Below are 16,510 nucleotides of genomic sequence, written 5' to 3' on the forward strand. Positions count from 1 at the left end.
CTTAATCGTTTAGAGGTTTGTTGGTTTTAATGTCTTCTTTGCCAATTGATAGCATGTTAGCGAACAGGCGATAGGCACCGGGCACACCTGCAGGAAATTCTCTAAAGAAACTTAGCCCAGTATAGATATAATACCCTTTGCCGTACTTGGCAACTAACAAACTTCCTTTTTTCTTGGACTCTCCTTTGTCATGCATTTCAAGGATTGGCGTAAACTCTTTTCCCCAACTGTTTGGGAAATATAGTCCACGTTCTTGTGTCCAGCCTTCAAAATCGTGCTCTGTAATTTTATTAGGAAAGTTGAGCAATTCATGTTTGGGTTCCAAAAAGTCAACCTGAGCAAACTCATCGGTTACACGGTCTCTGGACAATTCCAATTTGTAGGGAGCCAATTGTTCAGTTTTCAAACGGTGACTGGTATTGTATTGTACAATCATGTTACCGCCATTGGCAACGTAATCAAATAACAATTGCTGTTTGAATTTTAAATCATCAATGGTATTGTAGGCTCTAACACCAACAACGATGGCATCAAAATGACTTAAGGTTTCTTCCGAAATGTCCTCAGGTTTTATAGTCATTACATTGTATCCTATTTGTTGCAGACTTTCAGGGATCACATCGCCAGCACCTTCAATATACCCAATGTTGTGGCCTATTTTTTGAATGTTCAATCTCACAATTTTACTTTCGCTTGGAAGTAACACCGTTTGAAATGGAATATGGTCATAATCTATTTCAATCATCTCTCTTGTATAGATGTTGTCTCCAACATGAACCATTGGTGTAATTAAACCTTCATCTTGGTTTTTAGGAGGAATAATAGTGAATATTACAGTTTGTTCTTCTCCCTTATGCTTAATATTTACAGACTGTTTTTCGGGATAAACTGTCCAGCCTTTAGGGTGGGCCAATGTCACCGCTCCTTGTAAGTTATTAATCCCAGCTTTTACAATTACTGAAACCTGTTTCTCTTCATCAGTATCAAAAATGATTACTTTTTCGGCAAGTTTTGCGGATGCCTCAGGAACGATTTCAAAAGGTTTGTACACTTCGCCTTTTACAGGATCATTGGTCTTGTAAATTACGGGTCGTGTAAAAGAAATAGCTGTTCCTTCAATAAGTAAATCAAAGGTGGCATTGTATACTCTTGGCGTTTCAGGTTTTCCAATCAGTGATTTGTCATCTACACGATACATGCCCAAAGTTCCTTTGCTGGTTAACCAATAAGGTGTAGTAGGCTGTTGCTGGTCATCAACCTTTAAAGACTCATGGAAGGAATGGCTTTCATTGTTGGATAAAACAATGTTTTTGGAAGTTTTGGTATTATTTAAAGTGAAATTTTGAAATGTTATGTTGGCTTCACTTCGGTTGATAGCTTCAATGCTTACGTCTACGGTGCTACCAGCAGTAGTATGATTGGTATTGGCTGCAGCTTCAAGATACAGTCCAGCACAGGCAGCAATAATTTGCTTTATTTCTTTGGTTTTGATGGTTCTCCAGTGGTCATCCTCTAAATTTTGGATTAGTTTATATGCTTCCATCAACTGTGGAATAGAGGCTGCAGGGTTTTGAAAATTGTATTCATTTTCAACAGTTTCCAAAAGGTCACCAATGGCTTGTCCTCCTTTTACACGTGTCCACGAGGTATTGATGCCTTCAAAAATATTTTGTCCATCTGCAGGCATGTCGCCTTTAATCAATTCAATGTATTCCATTTGCGAACCACGAGTTCCTGTATTTCCAAAGCCTTGTGATTTGTGTTGACTGCGGCTAAGGGAAGCAATTTCAGTGTTGCTAAGTCCTTTTGAGGGGTAATAGGTACCAATATCGAAGGACAAAAAGTTACTTTTGTTGGCTTTTTTAAATTTTTCTTCACTGCCATAAAACCACCAAGACGTGTTAAAAAATAAACGCTTGGGTTGCCAAACACTTGTTGATTTAAGTTGGTTTTGGAATTTGCTTGGGTCGTTAACCAAATCAAAGGCTTCTACACTTAACATAGCAGAGCTAGTATGGTGTCCGTGAGTGGTTCCTGGACTGCGATGATCAAACCTATTGATGATCACATCTGGTTTGAATTGGCGAATGGCCAGAACCACATCGCTTAATACTTCATTTTTATTCCATATCTGCAAGGTTTCGTCTGGGTGCTTGGAATATCCAAAATCGTTGGCTCTTGTAAAGCGTTGTTCGCCGCCATCTATTTGCCTAGCCGTAAGTAATTCCTGTGTGCGGATCACTCCTAATAACTCCCTTATTTCAGGACCAATTAGGTTTTGTCCTCCGTCACCCCTGGTAAGGGAAAGGTAGGCTGTGCGAGCTTTGACTTGGTTGGACATATAAGCAATGAGTCGCGTGTTTTCATCATCCGGATGCGCTGCCACGTATAAAACCGATCCAAGGAAGTTAAGTTTTTTGATGGATTCGTAAATTTCGGAGGCATTGGGTTTTTGGGGTTGTTGGGCATAGAGGCCAACGCAAGTAGTTACAGATATAAAAAATGCAAGTATTTGTTTTTTCATAGTTTGTTTTAATTGCCCCTAAATATAAAAATAAAACCAGCCCTAGGACTGGTTTTAATGTTTCTTTAACGGTTTGTGTAATGCCACCATCGTAGCGCTGTGTTATGCATTAATATTGTAGAAGAAAACATACTTTGACGTTTTTGAGGTTTTTTTGAAGAGGAATAAGAGGTAATACATGAATGGTTCTTAGTAGTGACTATTTTTGTAATTTTAATAATTTAATTAGGTTTTCAAAGCCCCTCCATTGACAACTTTCATCATTTATAAAGAAAAATTCTAACTCGTGTTGGTTTACAATTTCATATTTGTCAATTGTACTACAGCCGCTTACGTGATTACTTCTTAATTCAATCTCGAATTCTCTTAAGATTGCTATTTGGGAATCATTCATACGGTATTCATTACCTCCATATTTGGCAATTAAGTTGTCTGAATTTTTAATGATTTCTATTTCGTTGGAATCACGATGCTTAAAGCAGCCTTGAGATTCAAATGAATAGTATAAATTATGTCCGTCTTTTAATTCGTCAAGCATTAATACATTTTTGTTGGAGGAATAGTCAAAATAGTCAAAGCAAAGAGAAATGTTTTTTACAATAGTATCAGATACTGTAAATTCGACTGTATTTTTTTGATTAAATATAGTCGTGTATTCAATATAGTAGCTTCCATATTCTAGATTATGAAATTTTACTCTTTTTTGGAGAGGAATTATAATAGAACTATCTTGATGTAATTTAAATAGTTTCCATTTGGGCTTCAATCTTTTTACTTCATTATTGTATTTACAATAACCAAACGATATTTTAATTTTTCCAACACCTATCTCCTTGATAGGTGTTTTCTTTTGTGTATCTTCTTTTAAGTTTGGCAAAAAGAAGAAAAGAACTAATGTGATTGATAAAACAAAAGCTGTAAATATTGTAATTTTATTCATTTCTTATTAAACGGATTTTATTATGCCAAAGCTATATCACAACCACTTCTTTCTTTTAAAATAAACTACCATGGCAAAAAACACGGCAACCATTACAATCCAAACAATATAATAGCCGTATTTAAGATGGAGTTCAGGCATATGGTCGAAATTCATGCCATAAATTCCAGCGATGAAGGTAAGGGGAATAAAAATGGTAGCGATAATGGTTAGGACTTTCATGACTTCGTTCATGCGATTGCTGATAGTGGTCATGTACATGTCCATTAAACTCCAAATCATCTCTCTGAAAATATCGATGTTGTCAGAGAGCTGGATGACGTGGTCATAGATGTCTCTGTAAAATTGAATTGATTTTTTGTCTATAAGAGAACTTTCGCTCTTTTCAATTCGACTAATGATTTCCCTTAAAGGAAAAATAGCACGCCTCACCTTTAGCAATTCCTTTTTTAGCATCAGTATTTGAATGCTCATGTTGTCTGTCATGCTGCCTTCAAATATGGATTCTTCAATGTCTTCAATTTTATTACCTAGCATTTCACTTACCACATAATAATGGTCCACAATGGCATCTACCAAAGCGTATAAAAGATAATCAGACCCCATACTTCTAATGCGACCCTTGCCTGCACGAATACGCTCCCTTACGTTATCAAAAACATCACCTTCGGCCTCTTGAAAAGTAAGTACATAACGGTCTCCCATGACTAAACTTACTTGTTCAATAATCACATTTTCGTTAGCATCTAGATGTAACATCTTTAGGGAAATAAAGATATAGTCGTCATATTCGTCAATTTTGGGACGTTGTGAAGTGTTGACAATATCTTCAAGAATTAATGGATGGAGACCATAATGATCACCGGCTTTTTCAATAGCTTCAATGTGATTGAGGCCATTAATGTTCACCCAAGTAATGGATTCGGTGGTTTTGTAACCGAAGACATCTTCAATGTTTTTGAGTTCCTTTTCAGTTACCCCTTCAGGGTTGTAATCGAAAGATTCAATAAAAAGCTGTTGGCTGTTTTTTTCCCCAGTGTAGATAAGCGTTCCAGGGGCTTTGCCTATATGTTTTTTATATTTTGCGGTTCTTTTTTTTCCCATCTATAAAAAGTTGACTTTATAAATATAGCTAATATTTATAAAGCATCGTGTCCATCATCGATAGCATCTTTTTTGATAAGTGTTACGGGTTTTTGAAGAATGAGATTATTGGGATAGGTGATAAGGTCGCCGTTATCCAAACGTAAGTGCAATTGAAAAGCTCTAATGTCTTCAATAATGGCTTCAATAGGGAAATCCTTATCGTGAATTTGAATTTTGTCCCCTACTTTATAAGGGAATGAGAAAAACATGATCACTCCAGAGGTAATGTTGCTTAAAATGGACCAAATGGCAAACAACCCAATCCCAATTACTGCGAATACCGATGAAAACACTAGGGCCATGTCTTCAAACTTAACCCCGAAAATAAAGGCGCCAAAAAGCAAACTTATCAATACCAAAGTTACCGTTGTATACCTGTTGATAAGGTGGATTCTAGCTTCGTTAATTCCACTATTTCGGCCAATTTTGGTAATGGCTGTTTTTAAGATGGCTCTTATGATTAGAAGAATGATAAGGAGGATAAAAGCCTTAATTAACTTGTCTTGATAAGCTTCAAAAAACATAGTGGATACAATGAAATTCTTTAAACAAAGATAGCTGAGAAATTGGAATAAAAAACAGAAAAAGAATACCGATTTTTAATCAATCAAACCAAGTAGCGTTTTGTAAACAAGGTGGGTTGGGAGGCCTACAACATTAAAATAAGAGCCTTCAATTTTGGTAATGCCAATTTGCCCAATCCATTCTTGGATGCCGTAAGCTCCAGCTTTATCAAAAGGTTGGCAGGTGTTGATGTAGTAATTGATTTCTTCGGCTGTAAGGTCTTTAAAGGTCACCTTGGTAATGGCATTTACCGTTTTTTCAATGGAGGTGGTTGTAAAACATACCGAGGTAATGACTTCGTGGGTCTTCCCGCTCATGGAGCTTAACATTTGGAAGGCCTCTTGCTTAGTTTTGGGCTTGCCCAATGCTTCATTGTTGTGCCAAACAATGGTGTCGCTGGTAATGAGAATGGTATTTTCTTTAAGTTCCTCCTTAAAAGGGATGGCTTTTAGCTGAGCCAAATAATCACTGATCTCGAAATGTCTCAGCCTATTGGGATATTCTTCTTCAACAGGTTTTAGGACGATTTCAAAATCTAATCCAAGGTCTTTGAAAAACTGTTGCCTTCTGGGAGAACCAGAAGCTAGGACAATGTGGTAGGATTTTAGTTGGTCGTTCAGCATTAATCTAAAAGACTGTATTTATAAACAATCAAGGATAACATTCCTAGTAGCATGACCAATTTAATCATATTGCTAATAAAATGAAATTCTTTTTTGCTTTCGGCCATAAAGATTTTGATGGATATGTAAAGCATTGGAGCAATGATAGCCCCAAGAAAATAGACGACAGCCACCATATTTCCGTACAAATAGTTGATTAAATAATAAATGGCGCCTCCTAGGGGAATGAAGGAAACGGCAAAGACAATTTTCTTGGCGCGTTCACGGCCAATAGCAATGGGCAAAGTATTCATTCCAGCTTTGTAATCGCCATCAATGTCCTCGATGTCTTTGATCATTTCACGCAATAAATTTAAAATGAAAGCGAAAAGGGCATAATCCCATAAAATGGTGAAAAATGTCAATTGCGTTTCTTGGTTGGCGGGTGTAATAGCGGGAATGAGTTCAAATAACCCAACAATTATGAGGCTTAAAGCTACCATAGCCGAAATAACCAGATTTCCAACCAAGGGCATGGGTTTTAAATAGGATGCATACACATACAGTAATCCCGAAACAATAATGAAGGTTGCAAAAAAGGCACTTTTACCTACCAAGTGTGATAAATAGAATCCAAGACCAACTCCTATGACATTAAAGGCAATAAAAAGGTTGTTGGCCGCTTGTTCCGAAACGGTTTTGCCAACAATAACGTGGTCTGGCTTGTTAATTAAATCGGTTTCCACATCGTAGATGTCATTGATAACATATCCTCCTGCAGCAATGCACAAAGTAGCTAATACCAAAAGTGAAAACCCAAATAAGTTTAAAGTGATGTCTACCCCAAATGGCTCAAAAAAAGCGTATTTAATGAGGTATTGCATTAAGGCAATCATTAGGAGGTTCTTCCAGCGGATTAGTTTTAGTATTTCCAAGTTGATGTTGTTTAGTTAGTCAGGCTTTGTTGGGTTAATCGTATTTGGCGCTAAAATTACTGTTCCATTTGCCTTGTACTTTCAAGACTTGCTCAATCACATCGCGAACAGCTCCTTTACCGCCCTTTTTATGAGACACATATTTGGAAATGGCTTTTATTTCAGGTACGGCATCCTGAGGACAACATGGTAAGCCTGCTAAAGACATTACAGGGTAATCTGGGATATCGTCACCCATATACAACACATTTTCTATGTTGATATTGTTGTTGTCAAGGTACTCGTTGAGCTTTTCAATTTTATCATGGGTTCCCAAATACACATCCTTAATGCCTAGACCATTTAACCGTAAACGAACTCCTTCGTTAGAGCCTCCGGAAATGATGCAGATATGAAACCCCGCATCGATGGCAGTTTTCAGTGCAAACCCATCTTTAATGTTCATGGTTCTGAGCATTTCGCCAGAAGTGGTTACGGTAATAGTACCATCGGTAAGCACACCATCAACGTCAAAAATAAAGGTAGTGATGTGTTCTAAGTATTCTTTATAGCTTTTATCTTCCATGGGTTTTCTTGATTGCACTGGTAAGCAGTTTGTAGATGGCTTCGTGCTGCGGATTCTCCAGTAATTTTAAATGTTTTTGAATTGTTTTTTTGTCGTTGCGCTTGGCAGGACCTGTTTGGGCCATATATGGGGACATGTCCTGAACTTTTTTAGCTGTCTCCATAATGAGCGGCTTTAGGATTTCAAATTCCACACCTTGGCTTTCGGTAATTTCATGAGCAACACGATACAGTTGATTGGTGAAATTGTTCACAAAAACAGCCGCTAAATGCAAAGCTCTTCGTTGATCACTATTTACTTTATAAACATTGGAGCCTAAAGCTTCTCCTAGTTTTTGTAAAAGAGGAAGGTTTTCTCTTTTCAAAACTTCAATGCAAATGGGGACATCGGTAAAATTTAAGTCAGCTCCTTTAGTGAAGGTCTGTAACGGATAAAAGACGCCTCTTTGGTGTTTTTTGTCTAAATCGTGGATGCCTACACTTCCAGAAGTATGTACGACCAATCTGCCTTCAAAAGGTAAGTTGGAAGACAGTTCTGTTACAGCATCATCACTTACCGCAATTATGTAGACGTCACTTTGGATAAGTTGTGAAAGGTCGTTTGTTACAGAAACTTCATTTTTGTAGGTCTCCAAAGAAGCCAGATGTCTGTTGTACCATTGGTTTACAGACACCGATTCGGACTTTTTAAGAGCCTTGTATAAGTGTGTAGCCACATTACCGGCACCGAGTATGCTAACTGAAATCATGCTGCTAAATTAAGTAAGTCTTGCATGATATGAAAGGGATATGATTTATCTTTGTTGGATGTCCAAAAAAGATATTCAAAACAGAGCCGATATTCATTTGTTGGTAACGACGTTTTACAAAAAAGTGAGAACCGATGAGGTTTTAGGGCCTTTTTTCAATCCTGTCATAAAAGATTGGGAGGCCCATTTTGAACATTTGACTACTTTTTGGGAGTCGAGTTTGTTTTTAAAGACCAAATATTACGGCAATCCGTTGGAGGTTCATGTAAAAGTAGATCGAGAAACCAACCACAGGATAACCGAATTGCATTTTGGGCTTTGGCTCAATTTGTGGGTACAAACCATAGACGAACTGTTTGAGGGCGAATATGCCGAAAATGCCAAACACAGGGCAAGAAAAATGGGCAGCTTTCTTTATTTGAATATTTTCCAAGCCAGACAAACTCCTTAAAAGTTTCAGGGATTTTAACATAAGTAAGTAAAGTAAATACCTTAAATTTGCGCGAGCTAAAATAAGTGTCTCATATTATGCAAAATAAACTTGCCAAAATTCTATTCTCAACACGACTTACCGCTATTTTATTTATTGTTTTTGCCGCAGCCATGATTGCTGGTACCTTTATGGACAAGAACATGGATACTTCGCCAACGCCGTATTCTAGGCAGCTAATCTATAATGCCTGGTGGTTTGAAGCCATAATGGGAATCTTTGTAATTAACTTTATTGGAAACATTTTTAAATACAGACTTTTTTCTAAGGAAAAATGGGATGTTTTACTGTTGCACCTTGCCTTTATCTTTATTCTTTTAGGTGCTTTTGTAACCCGCTATATTGGTTATGAAGGAATGATGCCTATTCGAGAGGGAGCAACCGAAGATACATTCTTGTCGCAAAAAACATACGTTACAGCCTACATTGATGGTGATATGGTTATTGATGGACAGGCACAGCGTAGGGTCATTCAAAAAGAAGTGGATTTTTCACCACGTTTAAATAATAGTTTCAGTGTAGATACCGATTATGATGGACAGCCCGTTTCTATAGAATTAGAAAAGTTTGTGGCCGGTGCTGAACGTGATATTGTTCCAGATGAATCTGGTGAAGAATATTTAAAGGTGGTTGAATCCGGTGGAGGGGCGCCTCACAATCATTTCTTAAAAAGTGGAGAAGTACAAAGTATTCACAATACCCTGTTTTCACTTAATAAATTCGTGGATGGTGCCGTAAATATTACTCACAATAATGGAAAGCTTTTAATCCAATCGCCTTTTGAAGGGGAATATTTAACCATGGCAACGGGCACACAAGGAACATTGGTTAAGGATAGTATCCAACCTTTGGCTTTACGTTCTCGTTACATTATTGGGAATATGCAAATGGTATTTCCAAAGCCTGTGGTTAAAGGTGTGTTTGATATTGTTGAAAAACCTCAAATACTAAAAGGTGATGAAGATGGATTGGTGTTTAAAGTTACTGCTAATGGCGAAACGGAACGCGTGAGGGTTTTAGGAGGAAAGGGTAGCGACAATTCTTTTGAACAAATTAAAGTAGGTGGTTTGGATGTAGCCGTAAAATACGGTTCCAAAAGAATCAAATTGCCATTCAGTATCAAGTTGAACGATTTTATTGCAGAACGTTATCCGGGTACTGAAAATAGTTATTCATCTTATGCTAGTGAAATTACGGTTTTCGATAAGGAAAATGGAGATTTCAATTACCGCGTTTTTATGAATAATATCCTGGATCATGAAGGGTACCGATTCTTCCAAGCTAGTTTTGATCCAGATGAAAAAGGAACGGTGTTGTCTGTAAACCATGATTTCTGGGGAACTTGGATTACCTATATTGGGTATTTTTTATTGTACTTTGGTTTATTGGCTATCTTGTTTACCAAAGGCACTCGTTTTGCCGATTTAAGAAGGATGTTGGATAAAGTAAAGAATAAAAAAGCGGCCTTAACAGTTGCTGTCTTGCTATTCGGTTTACAAGGATTTTCCCAAGAACATACGCAAGGCGATGGACATGACCATGAGCGTCCAACCAAAACGCAGATAGATTCTGTATTGCGTGCCAATATCACGCCTAAGGAAGAGGCAGCTAAGTTTGGTAGAATGGTCATTCAGGATTACAGTGGTCGTATGATGCCAATGAATACTTATGCTTCGGAAATGTTGCGTAAGTTGAGTAAGCACGATACTTATGAAGAATTTGATGCCAACCAAGTACTGTTGTCCATTCAGGAAAGTCCTATGTTATGGTACAATGTACCGGTGATTTATTTGAAACCTAGAAAGGCAGATTCCATCAGAAGTATCATTGGGGTGCCAAAGGACCAGAAGTATGTTGCTTTGGTAGATTTTTTCAATGAAGTTGGAAGTTTTAAGCTGCAACCGTATTTGGATAGAATGACCAATGTGAATGAGTTGAATGCTTATGAAAAGGAGTTTAAGGAAGCCGAACAGCGCGTGTATTTATTGTACAATGCTATAGAAGGGCGTTCCATGAAAATATTCCCTCTGCCTAACGACTCTAATAACAAATGGATTTCGTCTTTAGAGTTTAGGGAAGAAGGCTACCGTGAAAAAATTGAGGATTCCTTGTATGGCAACTTTATCAACGTAGGGTTTAGCGCTTACTTGATGAATTTGCATCAGGCCAAACAAACAGGTGATTATTCCAAAGCAGATGAAATGTTGGGGGCCTTCAAGAAAACACAACATCGGTTGGGAGAACAAGTGATGCTTTCTGAGAAGAAGATCGATGCAGAAATTACCTATAACAAGTACGATATTTTCAAGAAACTGTTCAGTTGGTACATGTATGCAGGGACGTTTCTGTTTATTGTCATCATTGTTCAGATTTTTAAGGAAAAGAGCAAAGCTTTGTCAGTCTTGGCAAGTGTTTTTAAAGTGTCTATCATCGTGCTTTTTGCATTGCATACCCTAGGTTTGATAGTGCGTTGGTATATTTCTGGCCACGCACCTTGGAGTGATGCTTACGAGTCTATGATTTATGTAGCTTGGGCAACCATGTTGTTCGGGTTGATTTTCGGTAGAAAAAGTGATTTGACTTTTGCAGCCACAGCCTTTGTTACTTCTATGATTTTAATGGTAGCACACTGGAACTGGATGGATCCGGCCATTGCCAACCTGCAACCTGTTTTGAACTCTTATTGGTTGATGATCCACGTGGCTGTAATCGTGGCAAGTTATGGTCCGTTTACTCTTGGAATGATATTGGGAGTCGTGTCTCTTTTATTGATGATTTTTACTACGGAAAAGAATAAATCCAAAATGTCTTTAAATATTCAAGAATTGACCATTATCAATGAAATGGCCTTAACGGTGGGTCTTGTAATGTTGACCATTGGGAACTTCCTAGGAGGAATGTGGGCCAATGAAAGTTGGGGGCGTTATTGGGGATGGGATCCAAAGGAAACATGGGCCTTGATCAGTATCATGATTTATGGATTTGTTATCCACATGCGTTTGGTGCCAGGATTACGAGGTAGATATGGTTTTAACCTGGCATCCATCATTGCTTTCTCAAGTATTTTGTTTACCTATTTTGGGGTTAATTTCTATCTGTCAGGGTTACATTCTTACCAATCGGGACAACAAATTGCTAGTTTGAATATTATTGCCATTGCTGTAGGGATTGTAGCTGTTTTGGGAGTATTGGCTTATAGAAAATATGCAAAGTATTATAAGAAATAAAATTCCTGGATTTATAAATAAAACAAAAGGCGCCAACTTAGTTGGCGCCTTTTGTTTTTTATACAATGTCCTATCTACAACAACCTAAGAGCAAATTTATAGGCCATGCTGAACATGATAGCCAAACCAAAGCTTAAAAGAGTGCCTATTAGGATATATTCGGTTAATTTTCGGTCTTTGGCTTTAGAAAGGTCTCCAAACCTAAATACGGATTTGGCAGCTATTAAAAAGCCAATGCCGGCCCAATAGCCCATTAATATAAAGGCGAATACAAACAGACGTTCTAATATGCCAATGTAGGCACCGGCGCTTTCCAAGGATTCGTCTATGGTGTCTTCTTCCAATTGCCATTTGGAGATCACCGTTTTCATAATAACCGAAGAGACCGATGTGATTCCTAATAGGCAGCAAATAAATAGAAGTACTTTGCTGTTGAGCAACTCACTGAAGCTGAACTGTACAGGAGCGTAGGCGTAGGCTATCGCTGTAATTACTGCTATGTGGGCTAATTGGTCTAAAACAAATAGAAGTCGGTTGTTCTTTTGATTTCTGAATTGCAGTTTTAACAAATCGATGACGTAATGGGATATGGTAATGCTTAAGATGCCTATCCAATAGGAGCTATCTGCTCTTAACAAAAGTATAAGCAAGGCAAAATGAATGGCAATATGCCAATAAAGGTATTTGGATTTATAAGTTTTTGCTTCCTTGTCGGCTACCCATTTGGCGGGTTGCAATACAAAATCCCCAAGGATATGGGCAAGCATTAGTTTGATAATTAGGTGAATCATAGTTGTGTGATTTGGGACTTGTAGTAGTTTATAAGTTTTACAATCTCGTCATGTCCAGCGCGTTTTAAGCCTTGACTGATATTGCCTTGTGTGGTATCAAACATATCCGCCAATTCTATCTGGTTCATGTTAGGATGTTCTAAGGCTGCTTTTAGTAAACGTGCTGAAGTGGGTGTCCAATTGTTCATGCTTAGCAATGCTAGGTCAAACATGATATTCAAGGTTTGGTCTAGTTGAGAAAATGGCGATTGTATAGCTAAGGTGGTTTTCTTTAATTGCTCAAAACACTTGCCGGAATTGATAAAAGCAGTACCATTGGATTCGGTGATTTTGTTTGCTGTATAACTTTTCTCTCCAAGGCCTATGGCCAATCTAGCGTCTATTTTTTTTAGCTGTTTTATAGAGGCTTTTATTAAAATGGCGGCTTCAAGAGCTGTGTCCGGGGGTGTTTCCAGTTGAAAGCTGTCACCTCTGTAAATTTCCCATTGTTGTGGAGTGCCTCCATAGAGTGTTAGTGCTCCTTTGAGAGCAGGCATCCATTCATTGGGCTCTAGGCTTCTTGAATTTATAATATCGCCAGTTATAATGCTGGTCATGACTTTTTATTGTTTATTTATTATCACTTTAAAAGCTAATATATTAAAATATCACTTTAAAAGCTAATATTTTTTAATATAATATTTCTAGCAAATATTCTTATACATTTATACTATGCTAAAAAAGTATAAAAAAGTAGGGTCTTTAACTAAAAAGCATTGATATGAAATTAATAAAAGAATTTAAGGAATTTGCAGTAAAAGGAAATATGATTGATATGGCAGTAGGGATCATCATAGGGGCTTCCTTCAATAAAGTTGTTGATGTGTTGGTTAAAAATGTGTTTATGCCGCCTTTATCCCTGTTGTCAAATGGGATTAATTTTGAGGACAAACGCATAATACTAAGGGAAGCTGTAATAGATGTTTCCGGTAAAGTTGTTTCTGAAGAAGTTGCTATTGGTTATGGGGCATTTTTGGAAACCTTATTGGATTTTTTAATTGTTGGGTTTACCGTATTTATTGTGGTGAAGTTTATGAATCGTCTTCGCAATCGAGCTCAAAATACTGCAGATAAGACTGTGGCAACGCCTAAGGATATTGAGTTGCTGTCTCAGTTAAACACGCTTATGGAAGAACAAAACAGCCTTTTAAAGGCCCGTTTAAAAGATTGAGAGCTATTACAAGTTTCCAGCAAAAAGAACTACCTTTAAGACATGAAAAAGATCTTAGTATTAATGTTGGCAGTAATAGTTGTGAACTGTAAACATGCCGCCAAGGAACAGGAAACAGTAAACGTTTCCGAGGAAGAACATAGAAATGAGATGCCAATGGAAAAGGAGCAGATTTACCAGTTTAAAGTTGCCGATTTATATGGAAATCCTTTTGACTTTTCTTCCCTAAAAGGAAAGAAAATCATGATTGTCAATACAGCCAGTGAATGTGGTTTGACCCCTCAATATGCCCAGTTGCAAGAATTGTATGATGAGTTCAAGGATGAAAATTTCACTATTGTAGGATTTCCTGCCAATAATTTTGGACGTCAAGAACCTGGTACCAATAGCCAAATTGCGTCTTTTTGCAAAGAAAATTATGGAGTTACTTTTCCTATGATGGGTAAAATATCGGTAAAGGGAGATGATATCCACGAAGTCTATCAATTTTTAACGCAAAAATCCAGAAATGGTTTGGAAGACTCAGAAGTGCAATGGAACTTTCAAAAGTACCTTTTGGATGAACAGGGACACCTAGTAAGGGTAATTGCTCCAAAGACATTGCCTATAGACGAGTCCATTATTAATTGGATTAAAGAGTAATGGGGTAACAAAAAGTTAATGTAAATTTAAACGCTTTAGCCTTAAAAACCAGGTGTGTAAAACGCTATGTGTGTGTTTTGTTTTGTAATTTTAGATTCTAAAATTTCGAAACTTATGTCACAAGATAAATTAGGATTAAATACAACATGCGTCCATGTGGGGGAAGTGAAAGATGAGCAGTTTAAAAGTGCCATTTCACCTATTTACCTGTCAACCTCATATGCTTTTCAGGATGTAGATCAAAAGCGGTATCCTCGTAATTTTAATACACCTAATCAGGAAGCTTTGGCTAAAAAGTTGGCGGCTCTAGAGCATACCGAAAAAGCTCTTATTTTTGGCTCCGGCATGGCGGCCATAAGTACCTTACTATTGGCATTTCTCAAGACAGGGGATCATTTGGTGGTTCAAAATAGCATTTACGGGGGCACCAGTAATTTTATAAGAGAAGAATTTCCTAAACTGGGTATCGAATTTACATTTACAGAAGGCTATGAAGTCGACGATTTTGAACAAGCTCTCCAAGTTAATACAAAGGTTATTTTTATAGAAAGCCCTTCCAACCCTTTGTTGACCATTACAGATTTGGAAGGTGTTGCTAAACTAGCTAAATCCAAAGGTGTTATTTCGGTAATAGACAATACGTTTGCCAGTCCAGTAAATCAAAATCCTATAGATTTTGGTATTGATTTGGTTATGCATTCAGCTACCAAATACTTGGGAGGGCATAGTGATATCTTGGCCGGAGTGGTGGCAGGCCCAAAGGAATTAATGGATAAAGTTTGGAAAGTTGGTAGAAATTATGGAGGGAACCTAAGCGATTTTACCGTTTGGATGTTGGAACGAAGTATCAAGACCTTGGGCTTGCGCGTGAAGGCGCAAAGTAGGAATGCCAAAAAGATTGCCAAGTTTTTGGAGGGGCATGAGGACGTTAAAAAAGTAAATTATCCCGGTTTAAAAAGCCATCCGCAACACGCTTTGGCAAAATCACAAATGAAAGGGTATGGAGGTATGCTTTCTTTTGAATTGGCAGATGGTTTGGACGCTTTTAAATTTCAAAAGGCTTTCCAGCTCATCAAACCATCTTTAAGCTTGGCAGGAGTGGAGTCTACAACAGTGTCACCGCATATTACGTCACATTCTTTAATGAGTTCAGATGAGCGGGAAGCTTTAGGAATTAGTGATAATCTCATTCGCTTTTCTGTGGGGATAGAGTCAAAAGATGATTTGATAAAAGATCTTGAACAAGCTTTTATCAAAGTAAAGGCAACCGAGGTAACGGCTTGATGCGTTTGCTGGTTTTGGCAATAAAAGAGGAGGGGATTAGGTTTTGTAAAACAGAAACAATTCGTAATTTGTCCTCTTAAAAACAAAGCTTCATGAAACTAGATATACTTGCTATAGGGGCACATCCGGATGATGTTGAATTGGGGTGTGGGGCCACTATAGCCAAAGAAATAGCCAATGGAAAATTGGTGGGGATTATAGATTTAACCCGAGGAGAATTGGGCACGCGTGGAACCGCCGAAACCAGAAAGGAGGAGGCCCGTGTTTCTGCTGAAATTTTAAGAGTTTCCCTTCGTGAAAACCTTGGTTTTGCAGATGGATTTTTCGTTAACGATAAGGAGCATCAGCTAAAGCTTATTGAAGCTATTAGGAAATATCAGCCAGAAGTAGTGTTGTGCAATGCTATTGATGATCGGCATATAGACCATGGAAAGGGGAGTAAACTGGTAAGCGATGCCTGTTTTTTAAGTGGCTTGATGAAAATTGAAACTGAAGCTTTTGGTGAAAAACAAACTCCATGGCGTCCTAAGTTTGTCTACCATTACATTCAGTGGAAAAACATTGAACCGGATTTAATTGTGGATGTTACTGGCTATATTGATGTGAAAATAGATGCCGTAATGGCTTATAAAACACAGTTTTATGATCCTAAGGCTAAGGGACCTCAAACGCCTATTTCCAGTAAGAACTTTACGGATAGCATTGAATATCGCGCTAGAGACCTTGGACGCTTGATAGGTACTGAACATGGAGAAGGTTTTACCGTAGAGCGTTGTATAGCAGTAGATAGCATTTTTGATGTAAAATAAATTGAAAAAAAGTTTTGCAGTAATGATGAAATC

The 16,510-nt window shown here is 37.7% G+C and carries 16 protein-coding genes; 6 read left to right on the plus strand and 10 right to left on the minus strand.

The features are described from left to right. Position 1: 1 nt before the first annotated feature. From RBH95_RS07120 to RBH95_RS07155, 8 genes are all read right to left on the minus strand, one after another. On the minus strand, positions 2 to 2,524 hold the full coding sequence (locus tag RBH95_RS07120; protein WP_307901990.1) for a PIG-L family deacetylase: 2,523 nt from the start codon (positions 2,522 to 2,524) through the stop codon (positions 2 to 4). Positions 2,525 to 2,723: 199 nt separating this feature from the next. Beyond that, the gene (locus RBH95_RS07125) at positions 2,724 to 3,464 is read right to left on the minus strand and encodes a hypothetical protein (protein WP_307901991.1); all 741 of its coding nucleotides are present in this window, start codon (positions 3,462 to 3,464) and stop codon (positions 2,724 to 2,726) included. A gap of 36 nt (positions 3,465 to 3,500) precedes the next feature. After that, entirely contained in the window at positions 3,501 to 4,568 is a 1,068-nt protein-coding gene (corA, locus tag RBH95_RS07130; protein WP_307901992.1) for a magnesium/cobalt transporter CorA, read from the minus strand. A 35-nt stretch (positions 4,569 to 4,603) separates the two neighbouring features. Continuing rightward, complete coding sequence (locus RBH95_RS07135; protein ID WP_307901993.1) at positions 4,604 to 5,134, minus strand: mechanosensitive ion channel domain-containing protein; 531 nt, start codon at positions 5,132 to 5,134, stop codon at positions 4,604 to 4,606. Positions 5,135 to 5,209: 75 nt separating this feature from the next. Next, complete coding sequence (locus RBH95_RS07140; protein WP_307901994.1) at positions 5,210 to 5,797, minus strand: Maf-like protein; 588 nt, start codon at positions 5,795 to 5,797, stop codon at positions 5,210 to 5,212. Then, entirely contained in the window at positions 5,797 to 6,711 is a 915-nt protein-coding gene (locus tag RBH95_RS07145; protein ID WP_307901995.1) for a geranylgeranylglycerol-phosphate geranylgeranyltransferase, read from the minus strand. The genes RBH95_RS07140 and RBH95_RS07145 overlap by 1 nt, the downstream gene beginning before the upstream one ends. Before the next feature lie 34 nt (positions 6,712 to 6,745). Continuing rightward, the gene (locus RBH95_RS07150) at positions 6,746 to 7,276 is read right to left on the minus strand and encodes an HAD family hydrolase (RefSeq protein ID WP_307901996.1); all 531 of its coding nucleotides are present in this window, start codon (positions 7,274 to 7,276) and stop codon (positions 6,746 to 6,748) included. Continuing rightward, positions 7,266 to 8,024, minus strand: coding sequence for a Rossmann-like and DUF2520 domain-containing protein (locus RBH95_RS07155; RefSeq protein ID WP_307901997.1), 759 nt, complete (start codon positions 8,022 to 8,024; stop codon positions 7,266 to 7,268). The genes RBH95_RS07150 and RBH95_RS07155 overlap by 11 nt, the downstream gene beginning before the upstream one ends. 58 nt (positions 8,025 to 8,082) lie before the next feature. Here RBH95_RS07155 and RBH95_RS07160 point away from each other — a divergent pair, with 58 nt between their 5' ends. Together RBH95_RS07160 and ccsA are read left to right on the plus strand one after the other, a co-directional pair. Then, on the plus strand, positions 8,083 to 8,475 hold the full coding sequence (locus RBH95_RS07160) for a group III truncated hemoglobin (protein WP_307901998.1): 393 nt from the start codon (positions 8,083 to 8,085) through the stop codon (positions 8,473 to 8,475). 77 nt (positions 8,476 to 8,552) lie between these two features. Beyond that, positions 8,553 to 11,741 carry a cytochrome c biogenesis protein CcsA gene (ccsA, locus tag RBH95_RS07165; RefSeq protein WP_307901999.1) on the plus strand — a complete coding sequence of 1,063 codons (3,189 nt, stop codon included), beginning with the start codon at positions 8,553 to 8,555 and terminating at the stop codon, positions 11,739 to 11,741. Between the two features lie 74 nt (positions 11,742 to 11,815). On the opposite strand, the gene RBH95_RS07170 is transcribed toward ccsA, so the two are convergent. Beyond that, a complete protein-coding gene (locus RBH95_RS07170) occupies positions 11,816 to 12,532 on the minus strand; it encodes a DUF3307 domain-containing protein (RefSeq protein WP_307902000.1) in 717 nt (238 codons plus the stop codon). After that, positions 12,529 to 13,128, minus strand: coding sequence for a transcriptional regulator (locus tag RBH95_RS07175; protein ID WP_307902001.1), 600 nt, complete (start codon positions 13,126 to 13,128; stop codon positions 12,529 to 12,531). Before RBH95_RS07175 ends, RBH95_RS07170 begins: the two co-directional genes overlap by 4 nt. A 164-nt stretch (positions 13,129 to 13,292) precedes the next feature. Between RBH95_RS07175 and mscL the strand changes: the two genes are divergently transcribed. The 4 genes from mscL (at position 13,293) to bshB1 (ending at position 16,477) form a co-directional block, all read left to right on the plus strand. Further along, complete coding sequence (gene mscL, locus RBH95_RS07180; RefSeq protein ID WP_307902002.1) at positions 13,293 to 13,742, plus strand: large conductance mechanosensitive channel protein MscL; 450 nt, start codon at positions 13,293 to 13,295, stop codon at positions 13,740 to 13,742. Between the two features lie 42 nt (positions 13,743 to 13,784). Beyond that, a complete protein-coding gene (locus tag RBH95_RS07185; RefSeq protein ID WP_307902003.1) occupies positions 13,785 to 14,384 on the plus strand; it encodes a glutathione peroxidase in 600 nt (199 codons plus the stop codon). A 114-nt stretch (positions 14,385 to 14,498) separates the two neighbouring features. After that, positions 14,499 to 15,668, plus strand: a complete 1,170-nt coding sequence (locus RBH95_RS07190; RefSeq protein ID WP_307902004.1) for a PLP-dependent aspartate aminotransferase family protein — start codon at positions 14,499 to 14,501, stop codon at positions 15,666 to 15,668. Positions 15,669 to 15,760: 92 nt separating this feature from the next. Then, positions 15,761 to 16,477 carry a bacillithiol biosynthesis deacetylase BshB1 gene (bshB1, locus tag RBH95_RS07195; protein ID WP_307902005.1) on the plus strand — a complete coding sequence of 239 codons (717 nt, stop codon included), beginning with the start codon at positions 15,761 to 15,763 and terminating at the stop codon, positions 16,475 to 16,477. The last annotated feature ends 33 nt before the right edge of the window (positions 16,478 to 16,510 follow it).

The organism is Mangrovimonas sp. YM274, from assembly GCF_030908385.1.
GTDB lineage: Bacteria > Bacteroidota > Bacteroidia > Flavobacteriales > Flavobacteriaceae > Mangrovimonas_A.

What these genes read in the sequence shown, in the direction of transcription:
- RBH95_RS07120 (WP_307901990.1), bottom strand. Translation starts at nt 2,524, where the DNA reads ATGAAAAAACAAATACTTGCATTTTTTATATCTGTAACTACTTGCGTT.
- RBH95_RS07125 (WP_307901991.1), bottom strand. Translation starts at nt 3,464, where the DNA reads ATGAATAAAATTACAATATTTACAGCTTTTGTTTTATCAATCACATTA.
- corA (WP_307901992.1), bottom strand. Translation starts at nt 4,568, where the DNA reads ATGGGAAAAAAAAGAACCGCAAAATATAAAAAACATATAGGCAAAGCC.
- RBH95_RS07135 (WP_307901993.1), bottom strand. Translation starts at nt 5,134, where the DNA reads ATGTTTTTTGAAGCTTATCAAGACAAGTTAATTAAGGCTTTTATCCTC.
- RBH95_RS07140 (WP_307901994.1), bottom strand. Translation starts at nt 5,797, where the DNA reads ATGCTGAACGACCAACTAAAATCCTACCACATTGTCCTAGCTTCTGGT.
- RBH95_RS07150 (WP_307901996.1), bottom strand. Translation starts at nt 7,276, where the DNA reads ATGGAAGATAAAAGCTATAAAGAATACTTAGAACACATCACTACCTTT.
- RBH95_RS07155 (WP_307901997.1), bottom strand. Translation starts at nt 8,024, where the DNA reads ATGATTTCAGTTAGCATACTCGGTGCCGGTAATGTGGCTACACACTTA.
- RBH95_RS07160 (WP_307901998.1), top strand. Translation starts at nt 8,083, where the DNA reads ATGTCCAAAAAAGATATTCAAAACAGAGCCGATATTCATTTGTTGGTA.
- ccsA (WP_307901999.1), top strand. Translation starts at nt 8,553, where the DNA reads ATGCAAAATAAACTTGCCAAAATTCTATTCTCAACACGACTTACCGCT.
- RBH95_RS07170 (WP_307902000.1), bottom strand. Translation starts at nt 12,532, where the DNA reads ATGATTCACCTAATTATCAAACTAATGCTTGCCCATATCCTTGGGGAT.
- RBH95_RS07175 (WP_307902001.1), bottom strand. Translation starts at nt 13,128, where the DNA reads ATGACCAGCATTATAACTGGCGATATTATAAATTCAAGAAGCCTAGAG.
- mscL (WP_307902002.1), top strand. Translation starts at nt 13,293, where the DNA reads ATGAAATTAATAAAAGAATTTAAGGAATTTGCAGTAAAAGGAAATATG.
- RBH95_RS07185 (WP_307902003.1), top strand. Translation starts at nt 13,785, where the DNA reads ATGAAAAAGATCTTAGTATTAATGTTGGCAGTAATAGTTGTGAACTGT.
- RBH95_RS07190 (WP_307902004.1), top strand. Translation starts at nt 14,499, where the DNA reads ATGTCACAAGATAAATTAGGATTAAATACAACATGCGTCCATGTGGGG.
- bshB1 (WP_307902005.1), top strand. Translation starts at nt 15,761, where the DNA reads ATGAAACTAGATATACTTGCTATAGGGGCACATCCGGATGATGTTGAA.